We start from the raw sequence: 25,808 nt of genomic DNA on the forward strand, positions 1-25,808 counted from the left end.
TGTGCATGATGATGCGCGGCGTCGAGAAGCAGAATTCGGCCATGATCACCTCGGTCATGCTCGGCGAGTTCCGCGAAAATGCAGCGACGCGCAGTGAGTTTCTCAGCCTGATCAAGTGACGTTGAGCAGGCAGCCGGACGGCTTTGGCTCAGGGCTGCCGCTCCAATTCCCCTTTGCAAGAGGTTGTGATCGTGTTCATGAAAGCCCTCAGAGTCGGTCTCGGCCAACTCGTCATCGGCATCGACTTGCTCACCCGTCCGGGCAAGAAAAAGCGTGGTCCAGAGGCTCAGGCGGCGGTCGATCAGGCTGCCCGATCCCTGACGCTGTATCAGTTTCACGCCTGCCCGTTCTGCGTGAAAACCCGCCGCACCCTGCATCGGCTGAACGTCCCGGTCGCGTTGCGCGATGCCAAGAATAATGAGGCCGATCGCCAGGCCTTGCTCAGCGGGGGAGGCAGGATCAAAGTGCCCTGCCTGCGTATCGAGGAAGACGGCAAAACAGTCTGGATGTACGAATCCAGTGTCATCATCGACTATCTGGACAAGCGCTTCGGCGCTGTCTGAGCCGGATGCCCGCCCCTAGCGCGGGCAACCCTCGTGGCGGCAGGCAACGTACGCATTCAATTGCTTGACCCGGACTTTGGTCTGCTCGGCCAGGCACTGCGTCTGAAGCAACGGCCAGATCGACCCTGAATCCTCGCGCTTACCCACCTGGTACAAACAATCGGCATCACGCAGGGCGATCCACTTGCGCTGGGCGTCCTTGAGCGCCTGCTGCTTTGCGGGGGTTTTCAGCCAGTTCATCTGCGCGTTGTACTGCCTGTTCAGGTCGGCATCGAGTGCAGCGAGTTCTTTGGCGGCGCACTGATTCATGCTTGCCTGATTGGCATCGCAGTCCTCGGCCTGTGCCGAACAGCCGATGCCCAGCGCCATGAAGGCGGCCAGAAGGGTCATTGCGAAACGCATGGGATAGTCCTTTTTCTCGGTTTCAGTTGCAGCGTTTACTGGCCTGTTTGCGTTGTTTCAGGCAGCCCGAAGACGCGATCAATCCAGCATGCCCACGTACCCTGGCTGCTCCTTGACCCGGTCCAGCCATTTGCGGATGCCCGAATACGGTGCCAGATCAAACCCGCCCTGATGCGCCACGTGTGTGTAAGCGTATAGCGCGATGTCAGCGATGGAGAAACTGTCGCCGACCATGAAGGGCGTACGGTCCAGTTGCTGCTCCATCACTGCCAGGGCTCGGTAGCCGGACTTTTGCATGGCGCGGTATTCAGTCATGCGCTCGGCGGGCAGGCCCAGGTAGAACTGAATGAACCGGGCAACCGCCACCGATGGCTCATGGCTGTACTGCTCAAAGAATTGCCACTGCAGAACCTGGGTGCGCAGGCGCGGCTCGGTCGGCAGGTAGGCTGTGCCATCGGCCAGGAAGTTGAGAATCGCATTGGACTCCCACAGAAAAGTACCGTCCTCCAGCTCCAGAACCGGAATCTTGCCGTTGGGATTTTTCGCCAGAAATGCGGTTGTCTGGGTTTCGCCATTGAGAATATCCACCGGCACCCACTCATAGCGGGCGCCCAGCAGATTGAGCATCAGCTTGACCTTGTAGCAATTGCCCGAGTTGTAATCACCGTAAACCTTGTACATTGCCCTGCCCCTTTTGCTGGAGTCCCTGCTGATCGGATCGATTCAGGCAGCCTTGAGATTCTGTGCCGCGCGCACGACAGATGCCAGTCGTTTCACACCTTCGTTCAAACGTGCGGGGTCGATATGACTGAAATTGAGTCGCAGATGCCCATGGTTCGCGTCCGGATCGGCAAAGAACGGCTCGCCCGGCATGAATGCCACATCCTGCGCCAGCGCGGCATCCAGCAACGTGCGGGTGTCCAGCGGCTGATGCAGGGTCAGCCAGAAGAACAGGCCGCCCTGAGGGCTGTTCCATTCGGCCAGTTCGCTGAAATGCTCCTGCAAGGCGATTTCGAAGGCGTCGCGTCGACTGCGATAGAACCCGCGCAAGTTCAGCAAGTGCTCGCGGTAACGGTCGGTGCCGATCCATTGCGAGGCCTGCCACTGCCCCAGGCGATTGGTGTGCAGGTCCGCCGACTGTTTCAGACGCAGCAGATGCGGAAACAGATCGGGGCTAGCGATCAGATAGCCCACCCTCAGGCCGGGCAGCAAGGTCTTGGAAATCGTCCCGGTGTAGATCCAGCTTGCGCGGGTAAGACGGCTGACAATGGGTTTGGCGCTGGCGCCGTCGAAACTCAGTTCTCGGTATGGCTCGTCCTCGATCAGGGTCACGCCGAACTCATCCAGCAATGCGGCGACTGCGTCCCGGCTGGCTTCGCTGTAACGCACCGCCGACGGATTCTGGAAGGTCGGAATCAGGTAGGCGAACGCAGGCGTGTGCTGCTCCAGACGCTGACGCATCGCGACCATATCCGGACCATCAGCGGCCAGAGGAACCGTGATGCAATCGGCACCGAACAGTTGAAATATCTGCAACGCCGCCAGGTAGGTCGGTGCTTCCAGAAGGATTTCAGTGCCCTTGTCGATGTACAGCTTTGCCGCCAGATCCAGCGTCTGCTGTGATCCGCTGACCACCAGAACCTGGCTGGCCTGGCACGGCACGCCCAAGGCTCTGGCCTCGGCCGCCAGCGCTTCGCGCAGCGCCGGTTCACCTTCGCTCATGCCGTATTGACCCAACGCCACGGGCATCTGCGTCCACTCTACGGTGGGCAGCATTGATTCGGCAGGCAGGCCACCGGCAAACGACATCACTTCCGGACGCTGCGCAGCGGCAAGGATCTCGCGGATCAGGGAGCTTTTCAGACGGGAAACGCGTTCGGAGAATGCCATGACGATTACCTGTAGCCGAGCCAAATGGAAATGAGTCAAACTTGTTGACTCAAATCACGACGCCCAACCCGGATACGTCAATATGCTTGACCTTAAAAACCCTGCCAATCAACAACGCGCCATGGAAGCGTTCTTCTTCGGTTATCAGGCATTCACCGCCAAGGCCGACGAGATGCTCGACAAACGGGGCTTCAGCCGCGTGCATCAACGCATTGTGTTTTTCATCGCCCGCTACCCTGGCCTGAGCGTAAAGGAATTGCTGACCGTACTCGGCGTCAGCAAGCAGGCGCTCAATGCGCCGCTGCGGCAATTGATTGCCATGGATCTGGTGCACAGCGCAGCGCCGCTGACCGATAAGCGCAAGCGGCTGCTGGGCCTGACCGATGAAGGCGTCAAGTTCGAACAGGCGCTGCGCCGTGAGCAGGTCAAACTGTTGCAGCGAGTGTTTGCCGACGCCGGCCAGGCGGCGGTCGATGGCTGGATGAACGTCAACGAAGCGCTCGGCCAGACCCTGCATGCCAGCGCCCGGCCAATCGAGTCCGACACCGACTGATCAGGCCGATTGCGCCACAGGCAACTGTTCCGGCGTTTGCGCATGTCGCTGTATCGCACGCCCTTGCGGCGATACGTATAGGCTGTGCGCCCTTTGCTACCTGCCGTTCAAGGAAAGACCTGCATGACCCCGCCCCTCAAGCTGCCGCTGCGTGCGCTGGCAGACTCGTCGCCGTCTGCCGTGGTGGCGGGCTTCATCGCCATGATGACCGGCTGCACCAGTTCACTGGTGTTGATGTTTCAGGCCGGACAGGCCGCCGGCCTGACCAACGTACAGATTTCGTCCTGGCTATGGGCATTGTTCATGGGCATGGCGGTGTGCAGCATCGGCCTTTCGCTGCGCTATCGTGCGCCGATCACAGTCGCCTGGTCCACGCCCGGCGCGGCGCTGTTGATCACCAGCCTGGGCGGCGTGACCTATCCGCAGGCCATCGGCGCGTTCATTACCTGCGCGGCGCTGGTGACAGCATGCGGCTTGACCGGCAGCTTCGAGCGCCTGGTCAAACGCCTCCCCGCCTCACTCGCGGCGGCGTTGCTGGCCGGGATTCTGTTCCGGATCGGCAGCGAGATCTTCATTGCCCTCCAGCACCGTACCAGTCTGGTGATTGGCATGTTTCTGACGTACCTGATCATCAAGCGCTTTTCACCGCGCTACTCGGTGCTGGGTGCCCTGCTGGTTGGCGTGGTTCTGTCAGGCCTGCTGGGCTGCTGAATTTCGACGGCCTGGCGCTTCAAGTGGCGATGCCGGTCTGGACAACGCCGGAGTTTTCCTTAGCGGCGACCATCAGCATCGGCCTTCCATTATTCGTCGTGGCCATGACGTCACAGAACATGCCGGGGATCGCGGTATTGCGCGCCGATGGCTACCACACGCCGGCTTCACCGCTGATATCGGTGACCGGCATCGCCTCGCTGCTGACTGCACCGTTCGGCTCACACGGCATCAATCTGGCTGCGATCAGCGCTGCCATCTGCACCGGCCCGCATGCGCATGAAGACCAGGCCAAGCGTTACACCGCCGCTATCTGGTGCGCAATCTTCTACGCGATTGCAGGTATTTTCGGCGCGACACTGGCGGCGCTTTTCAGCGCGTTCCCGAAGGAACTGGTGCTGTCGATTGCGGCGCTGGCGCTGTTCGGCTCGATCATCAACGGCCTGACCGTTGCCATGGCCAAACCCGGCGAACGCGAACCTGCATTGATCACGTTCATGGTGACCGCGTCAGGGCTTACGCTGTTTTCCATTGGCTCCGCCTTTTGGGGCATCGTAGCGGGCGTGCTGACGCTGCTGATTCTGAGCCCGCGCAAGGCGGACTGAGGAGTCTACGTAGTGTAAGTTTTTAACGCAGCGTCACCGAGCGCAGCCACTTATCGTAAAGAGCCTAACTGCGAGCGGCTGCGGCGACCAGCAGCGTACCGGCATCGGCGTCGAGAACCGCCTGGGTCCCCAGCGGCACAGCCTGATTGAGGTCGCCATGGCCCACGGGCAAACCGCCGAGGACCGGAATTCCCAACTGGCCGAGCCGTTCTGCCAGCACATGCGCGGGGCTGATCGTGCCACCGGTGTTGGCGGCGGGACTGACTTCGCCCAGCGCAATACCAGCCAGCCGTTCAAGCATCCCGCAGTTGCCCAGTTGGGTCAGCATGCGGTCGACCCGGTAAGCCGCCTCGGCTACTTCTTCGAGCAGCAGAATCGCACCGGTCAGATCGGGCATGAAAGGGGTACCTATCGAAGTGGTCAGGATGCACAGGTTGCCGCCGAGCAGCACGCCTTGCGCCTTTCCACCGGTTCGTACCCTGGCCGTGGGCGCAGCCGGATCCGATTCGAGCAGAACAGGCTCGGTGCTCATCAAGGCATGACGCATGCCGCTGGTAAACAGTCCTCCACGCTCAAGCTGAGTGGCGACCGGCCCATGAATGCTTGCCAGCCGTGCGTGACGCCAGACAGCGCAATGCAAGGCGGTGATATCTGAAAAGCCGGTGATCAGTTTCGGATCGCGGCGAACCGCATCCATGTCTACCTGCTGGACGATGCGTTGCATGCCATAGCCACCCCGGTTGCAGATCACTGCTCTGATTTCGGGATCGGCCAGCGCGGCATTCAGGTCGGCCAACCGCTCTTCGTCAGTGCCCGAATAGAATTCATACGCACCCGGCGCATGAGGAAACACACGCGGACGCAACCCCCAGCCCTTGAGGACCTCGACGGCCTTTTCAAGCTTGCGCGGGTCCACCGGCCCGGCCGGAGACACCAGTGCCACCGCGTCGCCTGCGCGCAGAACCTGAGGATGAAGGGTGTGCAAACTCGTCGATGACATGCCAGTGATCCGTACTTCAATGAACGGTCAATGTAGAGCACCGGCGCAGGTGACTCAAGTCGCGACACCCTTGGGCGAGCCGACCTGGACGAATCAGTTTGAACGCAGCGGCCGGTCCGGACTCCCATCAACCATATGGATCGGACGGCATTCGCTCTACACGCGCTGCTTGCCTGAACATCCTTCCAAGGCTTGAATCACTTTTTGACTTCTATCAGGAGGCCCTGCCATGACCGATTTATCCAATCGCCAATTCCTGCTCGCCAAACGCCCGTCCGGCGCGGTGCGCCGTGATGACTTCACTTATCAGGAAGTGCCGGTTCCTGCATTGGCTGACGGCCAGATTCTGCTCAGAAACAAATACCTGTCGCTGGACCCCGCCATGCGCGGCTGGATGAATGAAGGCAAGTCCTACATCCCGCCGGTGCAGCTTGGCGAGGTCATGCGCGCATTGGGCGTCGGGGAAGTGCTGGAATCGAAGAACCCGAAATTCAGCAAGGGCGATCATGTGCAAGGCGCCATTGGCGTTCAGGACTATTTTGTCGGCGAGCCCAAAGGCTTCTATAAAGTCGATACGAACCTGGCCCCGCTGCCGCTTTATCTGTCGGCATTGGGCATGACAGGCATGACCGCCTACTTTGCGCTACTGGATGTCGGCCAGCCGAAAAGCGGCGACACGGTAGTGATTTCCGGTGCAGCCGGTGCAGTAGGCAGCATCGCCGGCCAGATTGCCAAGATCAAGGGCTGCCGCGTCGTCGGCATCGCCGGCGGCAAGGAAAAATGCAGCCTGCTGACCGAAGAGCTTGGGTTTGACGCCGCCATCGACTACAAGGCCGAGGACGACATTCACAAGGCATTGAAGCGTGAATGTCCCGATGGCGTGAACGTGTATTTCGACAACGTGGGCGGCGATATCCTCGACGCCGTGCTCAGCCAGTTGGCTGTCGGCGCACGAGTGGTGATCTGCGGTGCGATCAGCCAGTACAACGCGACCACGGCGGTCAAGGGTCCGGCCAACTATCTGTCACTGCTGGTCAACCGTGCACGCATGGAAGGCTTCGTGGTTCTGGACCACGCCGCTCGCTTCGGCGAAGCCGGTCAGGAACTGGCGGGCTGGGTCAAGGAAGGCAAGATCAAGAGCAAAGAACATATCGAGGAAGGCCTTGAAACCTTCCCTGAAACCCTGCTCAAGCTGTTCAGCGGAGAGAACTTCGGCAAGCTGATGCTGAAAGTCGACTGATCAGGCTGATCCGATCTGGTCGTGCCCATGCTCGGCATGGGCACGCAAAGCTCAGCTCAATCCTGCGCCGGAACCGGTTTACGCCAGTTCGGCAACCACTGCCGCCAGCGCCTTGGCAGGATCGGCGGCCTGACTGATCGGACGGCCGATCACGAGGTAATCGGAGCCTGCATCCAGCGCCTGACGCGGCGTGAGGATGCGGCGTTGATCATCCTGCGCACTGCCCGCCGGGCGAATGCCGGGTGTGACCAGTTGCAGGGTCGGGTGTGCGGCCTTCAGCGCCTGCGCCTCGAGTGCCGAGCACACCAGACCGTCCATACCGGCCTTATCCGCCAGTGCTGCCAGACGCAGCACTTGTACCTGCGGATCGATGTCCAGGCCGATTCCTGCCAGATCCTCACGTTCCATGCTGGTCAGCACGGTGACGCCGATCAACAGCGGCTTTGGACCACTGCGCTGTTCCAGAACGTCGCGACACGCCGCCATCATCCGCAAACCGCCCGAGCAATGAACGTTGACCATCCATACGCCCATCTCCGCCGCGGCCTTGACCGCCATGGCGGTGGTATTAGGGATATCGTGGAATTTGAGATCCAGGAATACCTCGAAACCCTTGTCGCGCAGGGTCTCGACGATGTCCGATGCGCAACTGGTGAACAGCTCTTTGCCAACCTTGACCCGACACAGCTTGGGGTCGAGCTGATCGGCCAGGCGCAGGGCGGCTTCTCGAGTCGGAAAATCCAGGGCGACGATGACTGGGGTCTGGCAGGCGGACATGAGCGGGTTCTCAGGTAAGTCGAAATCGGCGCGCATTGTAGCCGAAGCTGTCAACGGACGGGACCCGTAGATCGGTATTTGCCGCGTTTTCAGGCGCTTTGTGCCGGGTTTTCAGGCGCGCAAAGTCACCTCGACAGCCTGCACTTGCAGCGAACACCGGGACGCCTGCGCGCACCAATTCCGCACAGTGAAGTGAATCGTTTCACTCATCCGTTCTGCAAACGACCTCTTTTGAAGCAATACGACGGTCCGGCGTGCACTGGCACGGCCTCTGCAAGTCTCTGAAACAAGATATTTCAAGACCTTCGAACTTCAGGGAGACGACGATGAGCACTCAACTCAAGCCGACGCTGGGCACACTGCATTTATGGGGGATCGCGGTCGGACTGGTAATCTCCGGCGAATATTTCGGCTGGAGCTACGGTTGGGGCGTGGCAGGCACGCTGGGTTTTCTGGTAACAGCGCTGATGGTCGCGACCATGTACACCTGCTTCATCTTCAGTTTCACCGAACTGACCACCGCCATCCCTCACGCGGGCGGTCCTTTTGCCTATAGTCGCCGTGCGTTTGGCGAAAAAGGCGGACTGGTTGCAGGCCTGGCGACACTGATCGAGTTCGTGTTCGCGCCACCGGCCATTGCGCTGGCAATCGGCGCCTACCTGAACGTCCAGTACCCCGGACTTGACCCCAAGCATGCCGCTGTGGGTGCTTATATCGTGTTCATGGCGCTCAATATCATGGGCGTGAAACTGGCGGCCACGTTCGAACTGGTGGTGTGCATCCTTGCAGTCGCCGAGTTGCTGGTGTTCATGGGCGTTGTCGCGCCGGCGTTCAGCTTCAGCAATTTCGCCCTCAACGGCTGGGCGGGCTCACAGACTTTCGGCCCCGAGGCCATCGCCGGCATGTTCGCCGCCATTCCGTTCGCCATCTGGTTCTTTCTGGCGATCGAAGGTGCAGCCATGGCCGCCGAAGAGGCGAAAGATCCGAAACGCACCATTCCCAAAGCCTACATCAGCGGCATCCTGACCCTGGTGACTCTGGCACTCGGCGTGATGCTGTTCGCGGGCGGCGTGGGCGACTGGCGCACCCTGGCCAATATCAATGACCCGCTGCCGCAAGCGATGAAAGCAGTGGTCGGCGACAGTTCCGGCTGGCTGCACATGCTGGTCTGGATCGGCCTGTTCGGTCTGGTCGCCAGCTTCCACGGGATCATCCTCGGTTACTCGCGGCAGTTCTTTGCCCTGGCGCGAGCCGGTTATCTGCCTGCTTCGCTGGCGAAACTGTCGCGCTTCCAGACGCCGCACCGGGCAATCATCGCCGGTGGCCTGATCGGTATTGCCGCCATCTACAGCGACGGGCTGATCAACCTGGGCGGCATGACCCTGACTGCTGCGATGATCACCATGGCCGTGTTCGGTGCCATCGTCATGTACATCATGAGCATGCTCAGCCTGTTCAAGCTGCGCAAGGCCGAGCCCTTGCTGGAGCGGTCGTTCCGCGCGCCCGGTTATCCGGTCGTTCCCGGCATTGCCCTGGCGCTGGCGGTGGTGTGCCTGGTCGCCATGGCCTGGTTCAACATGCTGATCGGCCTGATCTTCCTCGGCCTGATGGCAATCGGTTTCATCTACTTCAGCCTGACCGCCAAATCGCGTGCCGACGCCCCTGCGGATGCCATGCTGACCGGCGTCTGACCCCACCGGCTCGCACTACCTCGAGGCCGCGCACGATTGAATCGTGCGCGGCCTCTGCATGACGCATACACTTGAACCATTGAACAGCGCCGCTGCTCAAACCGGTATCACAAGAAGGAGTGCGTTATGCCCTGGTATGCCTGGTTAATCCTACTCGTTGCAATCGGCTCGATCGCAGGCGGCCTGATGATGCTGCGCGACACCGCCAAGAAAGTGCCGCTGACCGAAGAACAACTCAAGCGTGTCCATGAACGCAATGCCGAAATGGATGCCAAGGAAGCGAAAGACCGCTGAACCTCAAGAATGGCGGCGGGCCTGCAAGCCTGTCGCCGCGCCTGTCATTGGACTGCCGCCCCCGCCTGCACCGGCAGCACCTTGATGTTCAATGGCTGGAAAATCGTGTCCAGCGTTCCCTCTTCGCGCAGTTTCCGCAGCAGCAGACTGAACTGCGCACCGTCTATGGCCCCATTTGGCCGCATCAGCGCGTATTGCCGGTAGATCTGATCCACGCGCTCCGACACAAGCAGTTGCGACGCTTCGTCTTTATTGCGTGACATGAAATCGATCAGGTAGGAGCGGGTGACAGGCGCGATATCGGCTCGATCACGCAGCACCATCAACAGATTGCTGTCGTGGGAATAGGTGGATGTGACGTTGAAATGTTCGGCCAGGTACTTCTGATCGGCATTGAAATTGGCGAAACCGTAGTGATACCCGCTGAAAATCGCCAGACGCTTGCCATGCAGGTCATTGAAATAGTCCTGCTGACGGCCTTCGGCGCGGCGCGCCACGTAGACCTCGGCATCTTCGAGCCCCATGTCCACGGTCTGGTGCGCAATGTCTTTCCAGCCCCATTCGGGGTTTTCAAAGATCGCCACATCGAAACGCCCTTCGGAAAAATCGCGAAACCTGCGCGGCACCGAGGTGGGCACCATGACGAATCGATAGTCGTCCTGCTCGGCATTCAACGCGGAAACCAGCTTGGGCAGCAGACCGGTATCCTCACCTTTTTCCGGCCGCACCATGTAAGGCGGAAAATGCACGGCCGCCACCCGTACGATCTGAATGGCGAATGCCTGCGACCCCGAAAACAGCGAGGCGACCAGAAGCGTTCCGAGCGCCGCCCTGCGCGCCAGCACATCGATTATCACTGCATGTTTTTTCATAAAAACGACATCGATTAAAACCCTACACGCTATGCGGTTTCGGCGTTTTAAACAACTCCCGCAATAAGTGAACAACCATCGATTCAGCGATCGGTTTCACGCGACGTTCCGGCCCCGCACGAACGAGGCACCAATGGCCGATTCGACGGTCGATACAAGGGCTGGAAACCTGAGCACGCGCCCACGCGATTACTGGCTGACAAGACCGCCGGGCATAGCTGCCCGGAAATGGCTACGCTCAACGCAATGCATACTGACGGGAGCTTGATAATGCCGCATTGGCTGGTGATTGATCTGGAGGCCACTACTGAAGAAGGCGGATGGCCAGTCGCAGAAATGGAAGTCATTGAGATAGGCGCGACGCTGGTCAATCAGGATGGGCGGGAGCTGGATCACTTCGAGCGGTTCGTCCGTCCCGTGCGCAGGCCGCTGCTGACCCATTTCTGCCGTGAGCTGACCCATATCAGTCAAAGCAATATCGACAGCGCCGCACCGTTCCCCACGGTATGGCCATTGTTCGAGCGCTGGTTGAGCCATCATCGGGCCAGAGTGGTGGGCTGGGCGAGCTGGGGCGATTACGATCGCAAGCAACTGGAAGAGCAATGGCGCCAGCACCAGATGACCAGCGCCCTGTCCGACATGCCCTACGTCAACCTCAAGCAACGCTTTGCACAGGCTCGGCAACTGCAACGCCCGGTCGGCCTCAATAGCGCGCTGCAACTGGCCGGCATGCAGTTCACCGGTCAGCAACATCGCGCGCTGGTCGACGCCCGTAACACGGCAAGGCTCCTGCCGCTGATACTGCCCAACTGAACGCGGTGATTACGGGTGACGGGATTTCCCGCGTTGGGCATACTGGCGAGTCCCTTTTTAACCCCTTCGTAAGGAATCGCCCATGTTCAAGGTTAATGAGTATTTCGACGGCACCGTTAAGTCCATCGCGTTCAGCCAGGCTGAAGGTCAGGCAACCATCGGCGTGATGGCTGCGGGCGAATACGAGTTCGGAACCGCGCAGCGGGAAATCATGCACGTGATTTCGGGGGAACTGAGCGTGAAGCTTCCGGACAGCAGCGACTGGGAAACCTTCACCACCGGCAGCCAGTTCAACGTCCCCGCCAACAGCAAATTCCAGCTCAAGGTCAGCGTCGATACCGCTTACCTGTGCGAATACCGCTGATCGCCTCACGTGGGAGGGGCTTTCCTCCCACTGCCTCGTATCAATGAGGTGACAGCCCTACCCCGCCTCATCCATGCCGACATTGAACTGCAACGCTGCCAGCCTTGCATACAGTGGATTGTTGGCGATCAGTTGCTTGTGCGTCCCTATGGCCACCAGCCGGCCTTTTTCCATCACAGCGATATGATCGGCGTTCTGCACCGTGGCCAATCGGTGAGCGATCACCAGTGTGGTGCGGCCTTGCATGAGGCTGGGCAGCGCTTGCTGAACGAGATGTTCACTCTGTGCATCCAGCGCGCTGGTGGCCTCGTCCAGTAGAAGAATGGGCGCATCGACCAGCAACGCTCTGGCGATGGCCAGTCGCTGACGTTGCCCGCCCGACAGCCCCGTTCCGCCGTCGCCCAGATGCGTCCGGTAACCATCGCTCATCTCCAGAATGAACTCATGCGCGTGGGCGATACGCGCCGCGGCCTCGACCTGTGCGGAAGTCGCGCTGGCGTTGCCATAGCGGATGTTGTCCTCGACGCTGCCAAAGAACAGGGCAGGCGACTGCGAGACAAAGGCGAAGCAGCGTCGCAGATCAGTTGGGTCCAGCTCGGTGATCGGCACGCCTTCCAGCAGAATCCGGCCTTGGCCAGGGTCATAGAAACGCAGCAACAGATCGAAAAGTGTTGATTTACCCGCTCCGGAGGGGCCGACGATAGCCAGAGTTTCACCCGCTTCGACGGTCAGGGTCAGGTTATCGACCGCGTTACGCTGCGGGCGTGCCGGGTAGGCAAAGCTGACGTTCTCCAGCGCCAGCCGACCGGTCACGCGCTGCGGCAGGCGTTGTACAGCTGTGATCGGCGCGGTGATTTCACTGCGGGCCTTAAGCAACTCGCTGATTCGCTCGGCAGCCCCGGCTGCACGCTGCAGCTCGCCGATCACCTCGCTCAGGGTGCCGATGGCCATGCCGACCACCAGCGCATAGAACACGAAGGCTGCCAGCTCGCCGCTGGAAATGCGCCCGCTGATCACGTCCATCCCACCCACCCAGAGCATGACGGCAACCGCGCCCAGCACCAGTACGATCACCACCGTCACCAGCCAGGAGCGCTGCAGAATCCGCTTGCGGGCCGTGTCGAAGGCCTGCTCGGCAGTGTGCGAAAAGCGCTGTTTGTCCTGTTGCTGATGGTTATAGGCCTGAACGGTTTTGATCTGCCCCAGCGCTTCAGCCACGTAGCTGCCGACATCGGCCACCCGGTCCTGACTTTCGCGGGACAGGCTGCGCACCCTTCGGCCAAACATCAGAATAGGCGCGATGATCAACGGCAGTGCGACGACCACGATACTGGTCAGCTTGGGGTTGGTCACGAACAGCAGGACGACGCCACCCACCACCATTAGCGCATTGCGCAGGAACATCGATAGCGAAGAGCCGATCACCGATTGCAGCAAGGTGGTATCGGCGGTCAGTCGGGACTGGATTTCCGAACTGCGATTATTTTCGTAGAAACCCGGATGCAGCTCGATCAGGTGATCGAAAACTTTCTTGCGCAGATCGGCCACCACCCGTTCGCCGATCCAGGACACCAGATAGAAGCGCGTGAAGGTGCCAACCGCCAGGCACACCGTCAGCAGCATGAACAGACCGATGGACCGCTCCAGCAACTCCGGTGATCGGGTCATGAACCCTTGATCGACCATCAGTTTGATACCCTGCCCCATGGACAAGGTCACGCCTGCCGTGACGATCAATGCCAGCAAGGCGCCAAGCGCCTGCCAGCGATAGGGAGCGATGAGACCCACGGCCAGACGAACGGCCTGACGCTGACGACGGGGAACCACTGAAATCATGAAAACCGAACCTGCTGTACGTCTGGATTGACTGAACCGCCAGCCTACACCTCTCACTCGATTGAAACTGCGCCAGGACGCTATCAATTACGCTGAACTTGAGCGGCGCTTGGAGGGTCATGTGGTATGCCTGCTTTACAACGACGCTATAAAAGATCGATCTAAGCAAGTGCTGGCAGAATCGCATTATTTCTGTTGGACTGGAAATGGCGTTTGAACGGCGGTCCGGTGTCATCGGACGGTCATCAAGCGTCGCTAATTTTAACGTGCAAACCTGATGAAAGGAGAAACACCATGAGCCTGCAAGAACGCAGCGGTAACGAAGTCACTATCGTTCGAGCGACCCCGAATCTGCCTGTTGGCGGTGCGATTCTCGACCAGGATGGGCGCGAAGTAGTGATCACTGAAGAAATGGTTCAGGCGGCCTGCCAGGCGTGTGACAAGCTTTGGGTCAAGCCCGAAAAACAAAACTGAGCCGTACAGAATGCTTTAAAACCCGACCCTGATGTCGGGTTTTTTCTGCCTGTTTGTTCTTGCTTGTCCGCTTAGTCTACCGATCCAGCCTGGGCCAACACCGCCCCCAGTGCGTGAACCATTCGCACCAGCCGTTCCGACCCGCCGTGCAGCCTCACCTGCAACCCTTCAATCTCGCGACGCGGCGGATAATGCTTGCGCAAAGCGTCGAAGGCCAGCCGCTGACTCGCAGTGTCTCCTACCAGACTGCGCCGGAAATCGGCATCGTCCCGACGCGGGTCGTACACACCCCGGCACAGCATGTTCAATGCCCAGACAGGATCGGTCTGACCATCCAGCGTGACCTGAGCAAGCCAGGGTGCAGGCAGCAGGTCTGCGAGCTGAATGGACGCCTGCTGGCCCAGAAATGCGCACAGCGCCTGATAGATCTGCGCGGTGCCGCGTTGCCTGCCGTCCAGGCTGTAACCGGCGATGTGCGGCGTGGCAATCACGCACAGATCGGCGAGCGGCACGTTGACTTGCGGCTCCCCTTCCCAGACATCGAGCACCGCTTGCAGGTCTTCGCGGTCGAGCAATACGTCGTGCAGCGCTGCATTGTCGACCACGGCGCCCCGGCTGGCATTGATCAGCCAGGTGCCTTGTCTGAGCTGACGCAAATGTGACGCGTCGAACAGATGCCAGGTCGGCTGCTCCCCCGTCCTGGTCAGCGGTGTGTGCAGGCTGATTACGTCGCAGCGCTGAATGATCTCATCGGGCGAGACGAAGTCACCGCCTTCGGCTGCCTGACGTGGCGGATCGCAAACCAGTACGTTCCAGCCAAGCCCCTTCAAGACACTGACCAGCCGCCCGCCTACCTGACCGGCTCCTACAACACCATATGTACGCTGAGCGAGGTCCGCCCCTTCGATTTCTGCCAGCGTGAGCAGGCTGCCCAACACATAGTCGACGACGCCTCGCGCATTGCAACCTGGTGCGCTGGACCACTGGATGCCGGCTTGCAGAAGATACGCCAGGTCCAGGTGATCGGTGCCGATGGTGCAGGTTCCGACGAACCGTACCGGACTGCCTTCCAGCAGTTCCCGGGTGACCGGCGTGACGGAGCGCACCAGCAGGATATCGGCGTCCGCTACGGCGGCGCGGTCAATGGAGCGCCCCGGCAGGCGACGGATATCGCCAAGATGGGCGAAAAAGGCATCGAGCAGGGGAATGTTTTCGTCGGCGACAATGCGCATGAAGGTCTCTCTGTGAACGGACAGTGACCCGTCCGCAGCACGAACAGGGAGGGTTTGAGCGGCAGACGGTCAGTCCTGCTTCTTGCGGATCCAGTACAGGAACGTGCCGTCGCCGGCCTGCTGCTCAATCAGCTCGTGACCGAGAAACACGCAGAACTTGGGAATGTCGCGACTGGTCGACGGGTCGGTCGCAATCACCTTGAGCAGACCGCCCGCAGGCAGGTCGCGCACTTTCTGATGCAGCATCATCACCGGCTCAGGGCAGAATAGTCCGCTGGCATCCAGCACGGCGTCAACGGTGAGGCTTTCGATGGATTCAGACATGGGGCGCTCCAGAAACGGGTGGACATTGTCACCTAATTCACCGGCTCAGGCCAACGCGAGGCACGAACCCCTCAGCCCTTGCGCGGTCTTGATGGCCTGGCGAGATCGAGACGACGCAGATGACAGGTCACTTCTTCTCGGTCGTGATAAAGCTGCTTGCAGCCAATGGAAACCTTGATGCCGCGGGCCTTGAAGCCTTCTTCGATGCGTTCGAGCAGACGTCGTACTTCAGCGTAACGCTGTTTCATCGGCAACTTGAGATTGACCACCGCTTCGCGGCACAGCCCCTCGCCCAGCCAGGTTTCCAGCAGCGCAGCGTTGCGCGCGGGCTTCTCGACGATGTCACACACCATCCAGTCGACCGGCTGGCGAGGCTTGTAGGTAAAGCCATCTGCCATCAGGTGTTGCACCAGTCCGGTGTCCATCAGGCTTTCGGCCATCGGACCATTGTCGATGGCGGTAACCAGCATGCCGCGTCGCACCAGTTGATAGGTCCAGCCGCCCGGTGCGGCGCCCAGGTCTACGCCGGTCATGTCGCCGGACAGACGCTCTTCCCACTGATCCCTGGGAATGAAGTGGTGCCAGGCTTCTTCCAGCTTCAAGGTTGAACGGCTGGGTGCCTCGCGCGGGAACTTCAAGCGTGGAATCCCCATCGGCCACATTGCCGAATTGCCTGCGTCAGCCAGTCCGAGAAACACTTCACGGCCGCTCTTGAAGGTCAGCAACAGGCGCGGCCTGCTCGGGTCTTCGACCAGCTTGCCCGCTTGAGTCAGGGCCTTGCGCAGCGGCACCTCGAACTTCTTGCAGAAATTCGACAACTCCTTGCCATCATTGGTATCGACGACTTCCAGCCACAGGCTCCCGCACACCGGAAAGTCCGTCATCCGGGCGAGAATTACACTGATGCGGTCGGTTTCCGGCAGATCGAGAAACACGCCACGCGCCCATTGCCGGGGAAAGATGAGCTGATCGAAACGCTGGCCATTCATCAAACGCTCGGCACCGTCGGGCTCGCTGCAGATGAACTCCGCGCACGCCGTATCGGGGCGGGCCCTGGCGTATCCGGCAACGTTCAGACGCGCAGCATGGTCAGCGACTTCCGAGCAAACCTCGCTTTCGAAACCGGGCCGGCAATGCATAAACAGCGTATTCATGGTGACTCCTGGGGCAACGAACACTCGGGCGTAACCCGGCGGACTTCAAAGCCGCGCATGATAACGGAATCAGGAACCACTGGCGCGGCCTGGCAGTCCACTAAGCTTGAAGCCACACGCGGCGTCCACGACCTGATGCACCCGGACCCCGCCATTTGTCGCTCACAGCACATTCTACAAGGAGTCGTTCATGCCCTCCCTCGATAGCCTGAAAAGCCTGAAAACACTCGAGATCGATAACAAGACCTATCATTATTTCAGCCTGCCTGACGCGGCCCGTTCATTGGGCGATCTGAACAGGCTGCCCATGTCGCTCAAAGTGCTGCTGGAAAACCTGCTGCGCTGGGAAGACGACAAAACCGTGACCGGCAACGACCTGAAGGCAATTGCCGACTGGTTGAAGGATCGCCGCTCCGATCGCGAGATTCAGTACCGCCCTGCCCGCGTCCTGATGCAGGATTTCACTGGCGTGCCTGCCGTGGTCGATCTGGCTGCCATGCGTGCCGCCGTGGCCAAGGCCGGTGGCGATCCGCAGCGCATCAACCCGTTGTCACCGGTCGATCTGGTGATAGACCATTCGGTGATGGTCGACAAGTTCGGCGACTCGCAAGCCTTCGAGCAGAACGTCGACATTGAAATGCAGCGCAACGGCGAGCGCTACGCGTTCCTGCGCTGGGGCCAGAGTGCCTTCGATAATTTCAGCGTCGTGCCGCCCGGCACCGGCATCTGCCACCAGGTGAACCTGGAATACCTTGGTCGCACGGTCTGGACCAAGGAAGAAGACGGTCGCACTTACGCGTTTCCAGACACCCTGGTCGGCACCGACTCGCACACCACCATGATCAACGGCTTGGGTGTACTGGGCTGGGGTGTGGGCGGTATCGAAGCGGAAGCGGCCATGCTCGGCCAGCCGGTGTCGATGCTGATTCCCGAAGTCATCGGTTTCAAATTGACCGGCAAGCTGAAGGAAGGCATCACGGCCACTGACCTGGTACTGACCGTAACCCAGATGCTGCGCAAGAAAGGTGTCGTGGGCAAGTTCGTCGAATTCTATGGCGACGGCCTGGCCGACTTGCCCTTGGCCGACCGTGCCACCATCGCCAACATGGCACCGGAATACGGCGCCACCTGCGGTTTCTTCCCGGTCGATGAGGTGACGCTGGATTACCTGCGCCTTTCCGGTCGTCCGGATGAAACCGTGAAACTAGTCGAAGCCTATTGCAAGGCGCAGGGTCTGTGGCGCGTTGCGGGCCAGGAACCGGTGTTCACCGACAGCCTGGAGCTGGACATGGGCACCGTGGAAGCCAGCCTCGCCGGGCCGAAGCGCCCACAGGACCGGGTCGCGCTGCCCAATGTCTCCCAAGCGTTCAGCGACTTTCTCGGTTTGCAGGTCAAGCCCGCCAGAACCGAAGAAGGCCGTCTGGAAAGCGAAGGCGGCGGCGGTGTTGCTGTGGGCAACGACGCGCAAGTCAGTGGCGCAGTGGCTTATGAGCACAATGGCCAGACCCATCACCTGAAAGATGGCGCCGTGGTGATCGCGGCGATCACCTCCTGCACCAACACCTCCAACCCCAGCGTCATGATGGCGGCCGGGCTGGTGGCGAAAAAAGCCGTTGAAAAGGGCCTGCAACGCAAGCCGTGGGTCAAAAGCTCACTGGCACCCGGCTCCAAGGTCGTGACCGACTATTACAAGGCGGCAGGCCTGACTCAGTATCTGGACGCACTGGGCTTCGACTTGGTGGGTTATGGCTGCACCACCTGCATCGGTAACTCCGGGCCGCTGCTCGAACCGATCGAAAAAGCCATCCAGCAATCGGACCTGACGGTCGCATCCGTGTTGTCGGGCAACCGCAACTTCGAAGGCCGTGTGCATCCGCTGGTCAAGACCAACTGGCTGGCCTCGCCGCCGCTGGTAGTGGCCTATGCGCTGGCAGGCTCGGTACGCATCGACATCAGCAGTGAGCCGCTCGGCGAAGGTAGCGACGGCAAGCCGGTCTACCTGCGCGACATCTGGCCGAGCCAGAAAGAGATTGCCGAAGCCGTGGAAAGCGTCAACACCAGCATGTTCCACAAGGAATATGCCGAGGTGTTCGCCGGTGACGAACAGTGGCAATCGATCGAAGTGCCACAAGCTGCGACCTACGTCTGGCAGGACGATTCGACCTACATCCAGCATCCACCGTTTTTCGAAGACATCGGCGGTCCGCTGCCGCAAATCAAGGATGTCGAGAACGCTCGCATTCTGGCACTGCTGGGCGACTCGGTGACCACCGACCACATCTCCCCCGCCGGCAACATCAAGGCGGACAGCCCTGCAGGTCGTTACCTGAAGGAAAAAGGCGTCGACTATCAGGACTTCAACTCCTACGGCTCACGTCGCGGCAACCATGAAGTCATGATGCGCGGCACGTTCGCCAACATCCGGATCCGCAACGAGATGCTCGGCGGTGAAGAAGGCGGCAACACGCTGCATGTCCCTTCCGGCCAGAAGCTGGCGATCTATGATGCGGCCATGCGTTACCAGCAGGAAGGCACGCCGCTGGTGATCATTGCCGGGCAAGAGTATGGCACCGGCTCCAGCCGTGACTGGGCGGCCAAGGGCACCAACCTGCTGGGTGTCAAGGCGGTGATTGCCGAGAGCTTCGAGCGCATTCACCGCTCCAACCTGGTTGGCATGGGTGTGCTGCCCTTGCAGTTCAAGAACGGGCAGACCCGCAAGAGCCTGAACCTGACCGGCAAGGAGACACTGACGATCACCGGCTTGACCGATGCGGATATTCGTCCGGGCATGGGGCTTCAATTGCACATCACCCGCGAAGACGGCAGCCAGGAAACGGTCGATGTGCTGTGCCGAATCGACACGCTCAATGAAGTCGAATACTTCAAGTCCGGCGGCATTCTGCACTACGTGCTGCGGCAGCTGATCGCGTCCTGATCACTGCGCAGGCACCTGGAACGTGCCAGGTGCCTGCGCAGTTTGTCATAGGCAATCCCTTACCCTGAGAACGCAGTAGAATCCCCCCGATTTCATTCCTCAGGGTTCTTCCTATGGCCCCACGGCACTGGCTGGTTTTAAGTCTTCTGAGCATCGGCTACGGCCTGGCGCTTTCATATGGCAGTCTCACCCTCCCGGCGGCACTGGGCTTGAGCTTGCTGATCATCGCTGGTGTGTGCGTCCAGCGCGCTCGTCCTCGCTACGTTCGCGTGATTGGTCATGGGGTGTTCATCCTGACGGGCCTGGCGCTGGCTGTAAGTCTGATGCCTGGTTTCAATAACGCGGTCGTCATCGATGCCATACGGTTTACGCCCGACGCAGCGCCTTTCACGATGGACCTGAACCTGGACAAGCCTCTGATTGGCTTCTGGCTGCTGCTGGCCTGCCCCTGGATTCTGGTCAGCACAGGCATTGCCCATTCACTTAAAGTCGGCGCTCTCGCTATGGTGGTCACATCGGCCTTCTGCATGACGGCAGCCGTTCTGATGGGCATCACGGGCTGGACGCCAAAGTGGCCTGCGCAGAGCACGATCTGGTGGGTGAATAACCTGCTCCTAGTGACCCTGACCGAAGAACTGTTCTTCCGCGCCTATCTTCAAGGCGGTCTGCAACGATGGTTCGGTTCCGCAAGGTTCGCGAGCCCTCTGGCGATTGTCATCACGGCCTGCCTGTTCGGGCTTTCCCATTTGGGTGCCGGATGGGAGTGGGTACTGCTCGCGGGCATGGCAGGTATCGGTTACGGCATGGCCTGGCGCTTCGGTGGTCTTTCGGCTGCGGTCATCAGCCACTTTGGGCTGAATCTGGTGCATTTCGGGCTGTTTACCTATCCCATGCTGGACCGGTAGCTGCATCGATCAATCAGACGCCGTCGAGACTATTCAATTTTTGGGGACCTCGGTCGATAACACGCGAAAGTCTTATCGATCGAAGGACCGAAATCCCATGCGCAATAATCAGCCCATCACTCAACGTGAACGGACTTTTCCTGCCGAACAACGCCTGATATCCACCACCGATACCCGTGGCACCATCACCTACTGCAACGACGCCTTCGTGGATATCAGCGGCTACAGCCAGGAAGAACTCATCGGCGCTGCGCACAACACCGTGCGTCACCCTGATGTTCCGCCCGCGGTCTTCGAACACATGTGGACGACGCTGAAGTCCGGCCAGCCGTGGATGGGCATCGTCAAGAACCGCTGCAAGAATGGCGATCACTACTGGGTCAACGCCTACGTCACGCCAATGCTGGAAAACCGGCAAGTGGTGGGTTTCGAGTCCGTGCGTGTCAAACCGACTGCCGAGCAGATCCGTCGCGCCGAGGGCCTTTATGCTCGCCTCAACAGCGGCAAAAGCGCAATTCCCGGCCGCGATAGATGGCTCCCGGTACTCCAGGACTGGCTGCCGTTCATTCTGGTCAGCCAGTTGGGCTTTCTGATTGGCGTGTGGCTGAACTCCTCGTGGGGCTTTGCGTTGGCGGCGGCGCTCTCGGTGCCGCTGGGTCTGCTGGGGCTGTCGTGGCAACAACGTGGCACCAAACGCCTGTTGCGTCTCGCTGAACAGACCACCTCCGACCCGCTGATCGCGCAAATGTATACCGACAGCCGCGGCCCGCAGGCGCGTCTGGAGATGTCGATTCTCAGCCAGGAAGCGCGCATGAAGACTTGCCTGACTCGCCTCCAGGACACGGCCGAACACCTGAATAATCAGGCGCGACAGTCCAATTCGCTGGCGAACGCCAGCTCTACAGGGCTGGAGCGGCAGCGCGTGGAAACCGAGCAGGTCGCCGCCGCGATCAATCAGATGGCGGCCACCACGCAGGAAGTCGCCAGTCACGTCAATCGTGCGGCTGACGCCACCCAACAAGCCAACGAATTGACCCGTCGCGGTCGGGATATCGCCGGAGAAACCCGCGAAGCCATCCAGCGTCTGTCGGTATCCGTTGGCGAAACCGGCCTGACGGTGACGCAATTGGCCAAGGACAGCGATGAAATTGGTGGCGTGGTGGATGTGATCAAGGGCATTGCCGACCAGACCAATCTGCTGGCGCTCAATGCCGCCATTGAGGCGGCCCGCGCTGGCGAGATGGGCCGCGGTTTTGCTGTGGTGGCCGACGAAGTCCGCCAGTTGGCACAGCGCACGGCCGAGTCCACCGGGCAGATCCACGGTCTGATCGCCAAACTGCAACAGACCGCCAACGACGCTGTGCAGACCATGAACACCGGTCACCGCCAGGCCGAAGAAGGGGTAGCGCGCGTGCTGGAAGCCGATCAGGCGCTGGTCGGCATCAGCGAAGCCGTTGCCAACATCACCGACATGACCACCCAGATTGCCACTGCCACCGAAGAACAAAGTGCGGTTGCCGAAGAGATCAACCGCAACATCGCAACCATTGCCGGACTGGCCGACAAGACCTCGGACGAAGCGCATCGCTCGGCGGTGTTGAGCGCGGAATTGACCGATACGGCCAATTCGCAGTATTCGCTGGTGGAGCGGTTTAATCGGTAAAGGACGTTGGTTTCCAGAGGCCCCGGCAGACGTTGGTTTGTCGGGGCTTTTTTATAGCCTTGAATCCGAAAACTTACTGTCACATCACGTTCAGTTATCAGATCAGCGACCGTGCGGGCGACATTTCGATTACGGCGCAGCGCGTCGAATCGCCGATGCAGTATCAAATCCAGAAAAGTGTCACTCAACTGAGCACAACCATCGGGATCGGTCACGCAAACGCGTGAGCGATCCGAATGATAATCTTGAATGAACAGTCCTACACAACAGTAGGAGAAATATGGTTGAAGAGTTTTTAACTCATTTTCAGAAACGCCTGTAGTCGATATCCTACATAAAACTTTAAGCCCTGATCCAGCCTGACGGCGCCAAGCACTGTTTCAGCCTTTAAACAGGGGAATATCACACTTATATGATTGCGCAAGACGGAAACAAATCGCAACAATAAGGGGACATAACCTACATCAACCGCGACACTCACAGGCAACTTGATCTGAATAATGGATTACCTTGTAATGTTAGTCGCACCGGCAAACAGTCGGTGTACAAACAACACAACAACCATGACTTACACTAACAAGGGATCACGATGAGTGAAGACGATTCGACACCGACTGACGAACATCCGGACGATGAACATGCCAGCCAGGTTGAGGAAGTACCACCCCCTTATCCGAAGGACACGCCTGTTTCTGTAGTCCATGCACCGTCGGATATATCCGACACACTCAAGCCGCCCATACTGCCCAATGTCAATCCTGATGCCATCACTCAGGAGCAGGCCTTTGCAGGTATATCCATTCACATACCGGGCTCGGTCAAACTGTGCGAGGAAGATGTCATCTTCTTTTATTGGGGTAGAAATGTATCCGTCACGACCATCTATCATCGCGTGGGGGCAAACAGCATCGTGCGTGTAATGTGTCTTTCCTACAACTTTCTAACTTACCTGCATTACGGCCTGGTCGATCTTTACTACGAGATCTATCGGGACAAGAAGTTGATTGGTACATCGCCTGCGCTGAAAGTGACGGTCAATCACGCCGTCCCGGTGACGCTAAAGCAGCGGCAACGCAAACGCTGGATCAGTCGCCGATACCCTGACAACTGATTGAAAAAGCCCCCGGTGAAGGGTCACCGGGGGCTTCGAGGTGGATATAACCGAGTGTGCCTGACGCGTCAGAACGTCAGACGCAACCCGACATTGGCCCCCCAAGGTTGCTCGATATGCTTGCCTTTCATGTAATCGAAGTCCGCATGCATCTGCACACGCTCGGACAGCGACACCGAAACACCCGCCCCCAGCTCCGCGCGCGAGCCGAACAGGCTGTTGTCGAACTTCGCGTCATTGACGCTCACCTCATTGCTGCGCGAGAACTCCTGTGCCAACGCGACACGTACGTAAGGCTGCACAACACCGCCGTCCTTGAGCGCAATGCTGCGTCCGACCGAAGTACCGACCTTGCCCAGCAACGAGTGGGTACGTTCGTTCTTCGCTTCCAGCCCGTTGTCCATGCGGTAGTCCTGGCCTTGAACCACGACGCTGGACAGTTGCGCGAAAGGTTCGAGGAAGTAGTCATCCGCCAGTTTGACGTGACGACCGAACTCCACCCAACCGCCTATACCGGTATTGTCGTAGCGACCCTTGGCCTTGCTAGCATCGCTCATCGCCACTTTCGCCTTGTTGCGGAAGCGGTTGAGTTTGAGCACAGCGTCCAGATAATAACCATCGTCCGACAGCCAGGTGCCATACGCACCCGCGTAGTAGCTGTCGATCCTGCCCGAGGTGCCACCACTCAAGTCCAGGTCGGATTTACTGTAGCCACCGAGCACACCGAACAGCAACTGACCGCTGCTGACTTCTACCGGCGCGTCCGCGCCAAGCGACAGGCCACTCAGGTTCTGACGGTAGTCCACGCCATCGCCCGTTGTTGCGTTCAGACGATTGCCGTAGGCGCGCATCCAGCCGCCGCCCTGGCCGGTACCCCGGATTTCACCCATGCGTGTGCGCAACGTCGACAGCTCACTCATCCACACGGAGGGTGCAGCGTTGAACAATGCCAGCGCACTCTGCGTGGATGGGCTGATGATCTTGTCCTCACCGGTGATGAACCAGTCGTTGCCGTCCTGTTTGAGTTGATAGGAAAACGCCCCCAGGTCCACACGACCGCCGAGCAGATTGAACTGTGCATCGCCACCTTCGGTGTGCACGACCTTGAGCGGGGCCATATCAGCAGAGACCACCTCGACTCCGGTGTTGCGCACATGCAGCCCGAACTCGCCGCTGGCCTGGCCATTGACATCAATCAGATCGCCGACGCCGTTGTCCAGATCTACGCGCATACCGAAACTGCCCTGCCCCGACAACTCATTCAATGCCAGTCGATGAAAACCGTTTTCGGCAAAGCTGACACGCCCTCCGTCCATCGACAGCGAGCGGACCGCGTTATCCCCGACCATCTGCCAGTGCCCACCGGATGTGACGGCCAGGGCAGTGCTGTTCACGATATCGCCGGTCAGAGTGGCGTTGTTTCGCAGGGTGACGTTGAAAGTGCCGGTGTCATCAGAAACCAAATTTCCTTCAAGGGAACTGTGATCGACTTTGAAATCAGCATTACCGCTTTCGGCGACCTCCAGTATATTACCGTTGCCCGCAAGCAACTCAGCATTGTTCTGTATGGTAATGTCTGCTTGAGTATCGAGCATTCTACTACGATCCACTCTGATGGCTGCACCCGCCACACCTTCAATGATCGAGTTATCCACAATTAAAACAGACGTTTTATCAAATAATCTGTCCGAAGCCGGGTCGACAATGCTAATACCAATTTTATCGCCTGCAACGTGACTGTTTTCAGCAATGAGAATTTCCGTACCAGCCGCGAGCACCCCGACTCCCTCTGTCCATGCAAGGTCCCCCACTGCGTACCCGTGCACTTGAGTATTTCTGACTTCCACAGTACTGAAGACCCCGGCTCCAATTCCGGTCCCTTGCCCGGTTACGCTACTGGCGCGAATGTCCAATGCCGAACTGGATTGTGGCGTCCCATGACTGCCGACGGAAATACCCATACCGGAACGCTTTGCTATCTGAGCGTTATTAATATGTGCAACACTGTCAGTCAGCGTGATCCCATCCTCTACAAACCCGCTCTGTATAACCAGCATTGAGGCGTCAACCGCGATGCCTTTGACACGCCCATAATCAATGATATTGAGTTGTCCTCCCTTGCTTACAGAATAGTAGTCAGGAGGCGTAGTCGAATCGACCGTTACCGTTTCTCCAGACACGCCAATTGACATCACGGTCTGCCCGTCGGGCAAATGCAAGGGTGTTTTCGAATATTTAAGGGACTCCTGCCCTTGCGTATCCGCTGAAGCTTCGTTCGCCAACGAAGCACCGACCAGAACGATTGCGCAATGCAGAACCGAACCTCTTTTTTTCTTATCACTCACTGCCGAATAATTCACCGCCATCTCCTCAGTTATTGAAGCTGAGAATTTAATGCA

Annotated in this window: 24 protein-coding genes and 1 pseudogene; 14 read left to right on the plus strand and 11 right to left on the minus strand. The window is 59.4% G+C overall.

The genetic code is table 11. The features are described from left to right. The coding region (locus tag BZK31_RS05705; RefSeq protein WP_038820217.1) for a GTP cyclohydrolase I at nucleotides 1-119 on the plus strand (119 nt) is incomplete at its 5' end. A 72-nt stretch (nucleotides 120-191) separates the two neighbouring features. Continuing rightward, nucleotides 192-563, plus strand: coding sequence for a glutaredoxin family protein (locus tag BZK31_RS05710; protein ID WP_167377857.1), 372 nt, complete (start codon nucleotides 192-194; stop codon nucleotides 561-563). 15 nt (nucleotides 564-578) lie between these two features. Here BZK31_RS05710 and BZK31_RS05715 read toward each other — a convergent pair whose 3' ends face one another. The 3 genes from BZK31_RS05715 to BZK31_RS05725 form a co-directional block, all read right to left on the minus strand. Next, nucleotides 579-965 (minus strand): lysozyme inhibitor LprI family protein, encoded by a 387-nt coding sequence (locus BZK31_RS05715; protein WP_083181822.1) that lies wholly within the window; start codon nucleotides 963-965, stop codon nucleotides 579-581. Between the two features lie 78 nt (nucleotides 966-1,043). Next, nucleotides 1,044-1,646: a glutathione S-transferase family protein gene (locus BZK31_RS05720; RefSeq protein ID WP_083181823.1), complete on the minus strand. Its 603-nt coding sequence runs from the start codon at nucleotides 1,644-1,646 to the stop codon at nucleotides 1,044-1,046. Between the two features lie 42 nt (nucleotides 1,647-1,688). Then, nucleotides 1,689-2,855, minus strand: a complete 1,167-nt coding sequence (locus BZK31_RS05725) for an aminotransferase-like domain-containing protein (protein WP_083181824.1) — start codon at nucleotides 2,853-2,855, stop codon at nucleotides 1,689-1,691. 82 nt (nucleotides 2,856-2,937) lie between these two features. On the opposite strand from BZK31_RS05725, the gene BZK31_RS05730 reads away from it, so the two are divergent. Together BZK31_RS05730 and BZK31_RS05735 are read left to right on the plus strand one after the other, a co-directional pair. Continuing rightward, nucleotides 2,938-3,408 (plus strand): MarR family transcriptional regulator, encoded by a 471-nt coding sequence (locus BZK31_RS05730; RefSeq protein WP_083181825.1) that lies wholly within the window; start codon nucleotides 2,938-2,940, stop codon nucleotides 3,406-3,408. 123 nt (nucleotides 3,409-3,531) lie between these two features. Continuing rightward, nucleotides 3,532-4,724: pseudogene (locus BZK31_RS05735) on the plus strand (benzoate/H(+) symporter BenE family transporter). Between the two features lie 64 nt (nucleotides 4,725-4,788). Here the strand turns inward: BZK31_RS05735 and BZK31_RS05740 are convergent. Continuing rightward, nucleotides 4,789-5,724: a S66 peptidase family protein gene (locus BZK31_RS05740; RefSeq protein WP_083181826.1), complete on the minus strand. Its 936-nt coding sequence runs from the start codon at nucleotides 5,722-5,724 to the stop codon at nucleotides 4,789-4,791. Between the two features lie 229 nt (nucleotides 5,725-5,953). Between BZK31_RS05740 and BZK31_RS05745 the strand changes: the two genes are divergently transcribed. Next, nucleotides 5,954-6,964, plus strand: a complete 1,011-nt coding sequence (locus tag BZK31_RS05745) for an NADP-dependent oxidoreductase (RefSeq protein WP_083181827.1) — start codon at nucleotides 5,954-5,956, stop codon at nucleotides 6,962-6,964. A gap of 78 nt (nucleotides 6,965-7,042) precedes the next feature. Here BZK31_RS05745 and pyrF read toward each other — a convergent pair whose 3' ends face one another. After that, on the minus strand, nucleotides 7,043-7,741 hold the full coding sequence (gene pyrF, locus BZK31_RS05750) for an orotidine-5'-phosphate decarboxylase (RefSeq protein WP_167377859.1): 699 nt from the start codon (nucleotides 7,739-7,741) through the stop codon (nucleotides 7,043-7,045). A gap of 326 nt (nucleotides 7,742-8,067) precedes the next feature. Between pyrF and eat the strand changes: the two genes are divergently transcribed. Both eat and BZK31_RS05760 read left to right on the plus strand, forming a co-directional pair. Continuing rightward, complete coding sequence (eat, locus tag BZK31_RS05755) at nucleotides 8,068-9,432, plus strand: ethanolamine permease (RefSeq protein ID WP_083181829.1); 1,365 nt, start codon at nucleotides 8,068-8,070, stop codon at nucleotides 9,430-9,432. 126 nt (nucleotides 9,433-9,558) lie between these two features. Next, nucleotides 9,559-9,726 carry a DUF2897 family protein gene (locus BZK31_RS05760; RefSeq protein ID WP_004880879.1) on the plus strand — a complete coding sequence of 56 codons (168 nt, stop codon included), beginning with the start codon at nucleotides 9,559-9,561 and terminating at the stop codon, nucleotides 9,724-9,726. 44 nt (nucleotides 9,727-9,770) lie between these two features. Here BZK31_RS05760 and BZK31_RS05765 read toward each other — a convergent pair whose 3' ends face one another. After that, nucleotides 9,771-10,598 (minus strand): substrate-binding periplasmic protein, encoded by an 828-nt coding sequence (locus BZK31_RS05765; protein WP_083181830.1) that lies wholly within the window; start codon nucleotides 10,596-10,598, stop codon nucleotides 9,771-9,773. Nucleotides 10,599-10,868: 270 nt separating this feature from the next. Between BZK31_RS05765 and BZK31_RS05770 the strand changes: the two genes are divergently transcribed. After that, entirely contained in the window at nucleotides 10,869-11,411 is a 543-nt protein-coding gene (locus BZK31_RS05770) for a 3'-5' exonuclease (RefSeq protein ID WP_083181831.1), read from the plus strand. An 82-nt stretch (nucleotides 11,412-11,493) separates the two neighbouring features. After that, the gene (gene ppnP, locus BZK31_RS05775) at nucleotides 11,494-11,775 is read left to right on the plus strand and encodes a pyrimidine/purine nucleoside phosphorylase (RefSeq protein ID WP_083181832.1); all 282 of its coding nucleotides are present in this window, start codon (nucleotides 11,494-11,496) and stop codon (nucleotides 11,773-11,775) included. A 57-nt stretch (nucleotides 11,776-11,832) separates the two neighbouring features. Here the strand turns inward: ppnP and BZK31_RS05780 are convergent, their stop codons facing one another. Continuing rightward, nucleotides 11,833-13,611, minus strand: coding sequence for an ABC transporter transmembrane domain-containing protein (locus BZK31_RS05780; protein WP_083181833.1), 1,779 nt, complete (start codon nucleotides 13,609-13,611; stop codon nucleotides 11,833-11,835). A gap of 294 nt (nucleotides 13,612-13,905) precedes the next feature. Here BZK31_RS05780 and BZK31_RS05785 point away from each other — a divergent pair, with 294 nt between their 5' ends. Then, nucleotides 13,906-14,085, plus strand: coding sequence for a PA1571 family protein (locus BZK31_RS05785; RefSeq protein ID WP_083181834.1), 180 nt, complete (start codon nucleotides 13,906-13,908; stop codon nucleotides 14,083-14,085). 71 nt (nucleotides 14,086-14,156) lie between these two features. On the opposite strand, the gene pdxB is transcribed toward BZK31_RS05785, so the two are convergent. The 3 genes from pdxB to rlmM all read right to left on the minus strand — a co-directional run bounded on the left by pdxB (nucleotide 14,157) and on the right by rlmM (nucleotide 16,795). Further along, entirely contained in the window at nucleotides 14,157-15,317 is a 1,161-nt protein-coding gene (gene pdxB, locus BZK31_RS05790; protein WP_083181835.1) for a 4-phosphoerythronate dehydrogenase PdxB, read from the minus strand. 69 nt (nucleotides 15,318-15,386) lie between these two features. Then, the gene (gene tusA / locus BZK31_RS05795) at nucleotides 15,387-15,641 is read right to left on the minus strand and encodes a sulfurtransferase TusA (protein WP_083181836.1); all 255 of its coding nucleotides are present in this window, start codon (nucleotides 15,639-15,641) and stop codon (nucleotides 15,387-15,389) included. A gap of 71 nt (nucleotides 15,642-15,712) precedes the next feature. Continuing rightward, on the minus strand, nucleotides 15,713-16,795 hold the full coding sequence (gene rlmM, locus BZK31_RS05800) for a 23S rRNA (cytidine(2498)-2'-O)-methyltransferase RlmM (protein WP_083181837.1): 1,083 nt from the start codon (nucleotides 16,793-16,795) through the stop codon (nucleotides 15,713-15,715). Nucleotides 16,796-16,985: 190 nt separating this feature from the next. Between rlmM and acnA the strand changes: the two genes are divergently transcribed. From acnA to BZK31_RS05820, 4 genes are all read left to right on the plus strand, one after another. Continuing rightward, nucleotides 16,986-19,730, plus strand: a complete 2,745-nt coding sequence (gene acnA / locus BZK31_RS05805; protein WP_083181838.1) for an aconitate hydratase AcnA — start codon at nucleotides 16,986-16,988, stop codon at nucleotides 19,728-19,730. Between the two features lie 113 nt (nucleotides 19,731-19,843). Next, the gene (locus BZK31_RS05810; RefSeq protein ID WP_083181839.1) at nucleotides 19,844-20,635 is read left to right on the plus strand and encodes a CPBP family intramembrane glutamic endopeptidase; all 792 of its coding nucleotides are present in this window, start codon (nucleotides 19,844-19,846) and stop codon (nucleotides 20,633-20,635) included. 97 nt (nucleotides 20,636-20,732) lie between these two features. Next, nucleotides 20,733-22,298 carry a methyl-accepting chemotaxis protein gene (locus BZK31_RS05815; protein ID WP_083181840.1) on the plus strand — a complete coding sequence of 522 codons (1,566 nt, stop codon included), beginning with the start codon at nucleotides 20,733-20,735 and terminating at the stop codon, nucleotides 22,296-22,298. Between the two features lie 589 nt (nucleotides 22,299-22,887). After that, nucleotides 22,888-23,409: a hypothetical protein gene (locus BZK31_RS05820; RefSeq protein ID WP_083181841.1), complete on the plus strand. Its 522-nt coding sequence runs from the start codon at nucleotides 22,888-22,890 to the stop codon at nucleotides 23,407-23,409. Between the two features lie 68 nt (nucleotides 23,410-23,477). Here the strand turns inward: BZK31_RS05820 and BZK31_RS05825 are convergent, their stop codons facing one another. Then, the gene (locus tag BZK31_RS05825) at nucleotides 23,478-25,466 is read right to left on the minus strand and encodes an autotransporter outer membrane beta-barrel domain-containing protein (protein ID WP_208617178.1); all 1,989 of its coding nucleotides are present in this window, start codon (nucleotides 25,464-25,466) and stop codon (nucleotides 23,478-23,480) included. Nucleotides 25,467-25,808 lie beyond the last annotated feature (342 nt).

The sequence above is a fragment of the Pseudomonas floridensis genome, from assembly GCF_002087235.1.
Classification (GTDB): Bacteria; Pseudomonadota; Gammaproteobacteria; order Pseudomonadales; family Pseudomonadaceae; genus Aquipseudomonas; species Aquipseudomonas floridensis.

Excerpts from the sequence above, each read along its gene's own strand:
- BZK31_RS05715 (WP_083181822.1), bottom strand. The coding sequence starts at position 965 with ATGCGTTTCGCAATGACCCTTCTGGCCGCCTTCATGGCGCTGGGCATC.
- BZK31_RS05720 (WP_083181823.1), bottom strand. The coding sequence starts at position 1,646 with ATGTACAAGGTTTACGGTGATTACAACTCGGGCAATTGCTACAAGGTC.
- BZK31_RS05725 (WP_083181824.1), bottom strand. The coding sequence starts at position 2,855 with ATGGCATTCTCCGAACGCGTTTCCCGTCTGAAAAGCTCCCTGATCCGC.
- BZK31_RS05730 (WP_083181825.1), top strand. The coding sequence starts at position 2,938 with ATGCTTGACCTTAAAAACCCTGCCAATCAACAACGCGCCATGGAAGCG.
- BZK31_RS05740 (WP_083181826.1), bottom strand. The coding sequence starts at position 5,724 with ATGTCATCGACGAGTTTGCACACCCTTCATCCTCAGGTTCTGCGCGCA.
- BZK31_RS05745 (WP_083181827.1), top strand. The coding sequence starts at position 5,954 with ATGACCGATTTATCCAATCGCCAATTCCTGCTCGCCAAACGCCCGTCC.
- pyrF (WP_167377859.1), bottom strand. The coding sequence starts at position 7,741 with ATGTCCGCCTGCCAGACCCCAGTCATCGTCGCCCTGGATTTTCCGACT.
- eat (WP_083181829.1), top strand. The coding sequence starts at position 8,068 with ATGAGCACTCAACTCAAGCCGACGCTGGGCACACTGCATTTATGGGGG.
- BZK31_RS05760 (WP_004880879.1), top strand. The coding sequence starts at position 9,559 with ATGCCCTGGTATGCCTGGTTAATCCTACTCGTTGCAATCGGCTCGATC.
- BZK31_RS05765 (WP_083181830.1), bottom strand. The coding sequence starts at position 10,598 with ATGAAAAAACATGCAGTGATAATCGATGTGCTGGCGCGCAGGGCGGCG.
- BZK31_RS05770 (WP_083181831.1), top strand. The coding sequence starts at position 10,869 with ATGCCGCATTGGCTGGTGATTGATCTGGAGGCCACTACTGAAGAAGGC.
- ppnP (WP_083181832.1), top strand. The coding sequence starts at position 11,494 with ATGTTCAAGGTTAATGAGTATTTCGACGGCACCGTTAAGTCCATCGCG.
- BZK31_RS05780 (WP_083181833.1), bottom strand. The coding sequence starts at position 13,611 with ATGATTTCAGTGGTTCCCCGTCGTCAGCGTCAGGCCGTTCGTCTGGCC.
- BZK31_RS05785 (WP_083181834.1), top strand. The coding sequence starts at position 13,906 with ATGAGCCTGCAAGAACGCAGCGGTAACGAAGTCACTATCGTTCGAGCG.
- pdxB (WP_083181835.1), bottom strand. The coding sequence starts at position 15,317 with ATGCGCATTGTCGCCGACGAAAACATTCCCCTGCTCGATGCCTTTTTC.
- tusA (WP_083181836.1), bottom strand. The coding sequence starts at position 15,641 with ATGTCTGAATCCATCGAAAGCCTCACCGTTGACGCCGTGCTGGATGCC.
- rlmM (WP_083181837.1), bottom strand. The coding sequence starts at position 16,795 with ATGAATACGCTGTTTATGCATTGCCGGCCCGGTTTCGAAAGCGAGGTT.
- acnA (WP_083181838.1), top strand. The coding sequence starts at position 16,986 with ATGCCCTCCCTCGATAGCCTGAAAAGCCTGAAAACACTCGAGATCGAT.
- BZK31_RS05810 (WP_083181839.1), top strand. The coding sequence starts at position 19,844 with ATGGCCCCACGGCACTGGCTGGTTTTAAGTCTTCTGAGCATCGGCTAC.
- BZK31_RS05815 (WP_083181840.1), top strand. The coding sequence starts at position 20,733 with ATGCGCAATAATCAGCCCATCACTCAACGTGAACGGACTTTTCCTGCC.
- BZK31_RS05820 (WP_083181841.1), top strand. The coding sequence starts at position 22,888 with ATGAGTGAAGACGATTCGACACCGACTGACGAACATCCGGACGATGAA.
- BZK31_RS05825 (WP_208617178.1), bottom strand. The coding sequence starts at position 25,466 with ATGCTGGTTATACAGAGCGGGTTTGTAGAGGATGGGATCACGCTGACT.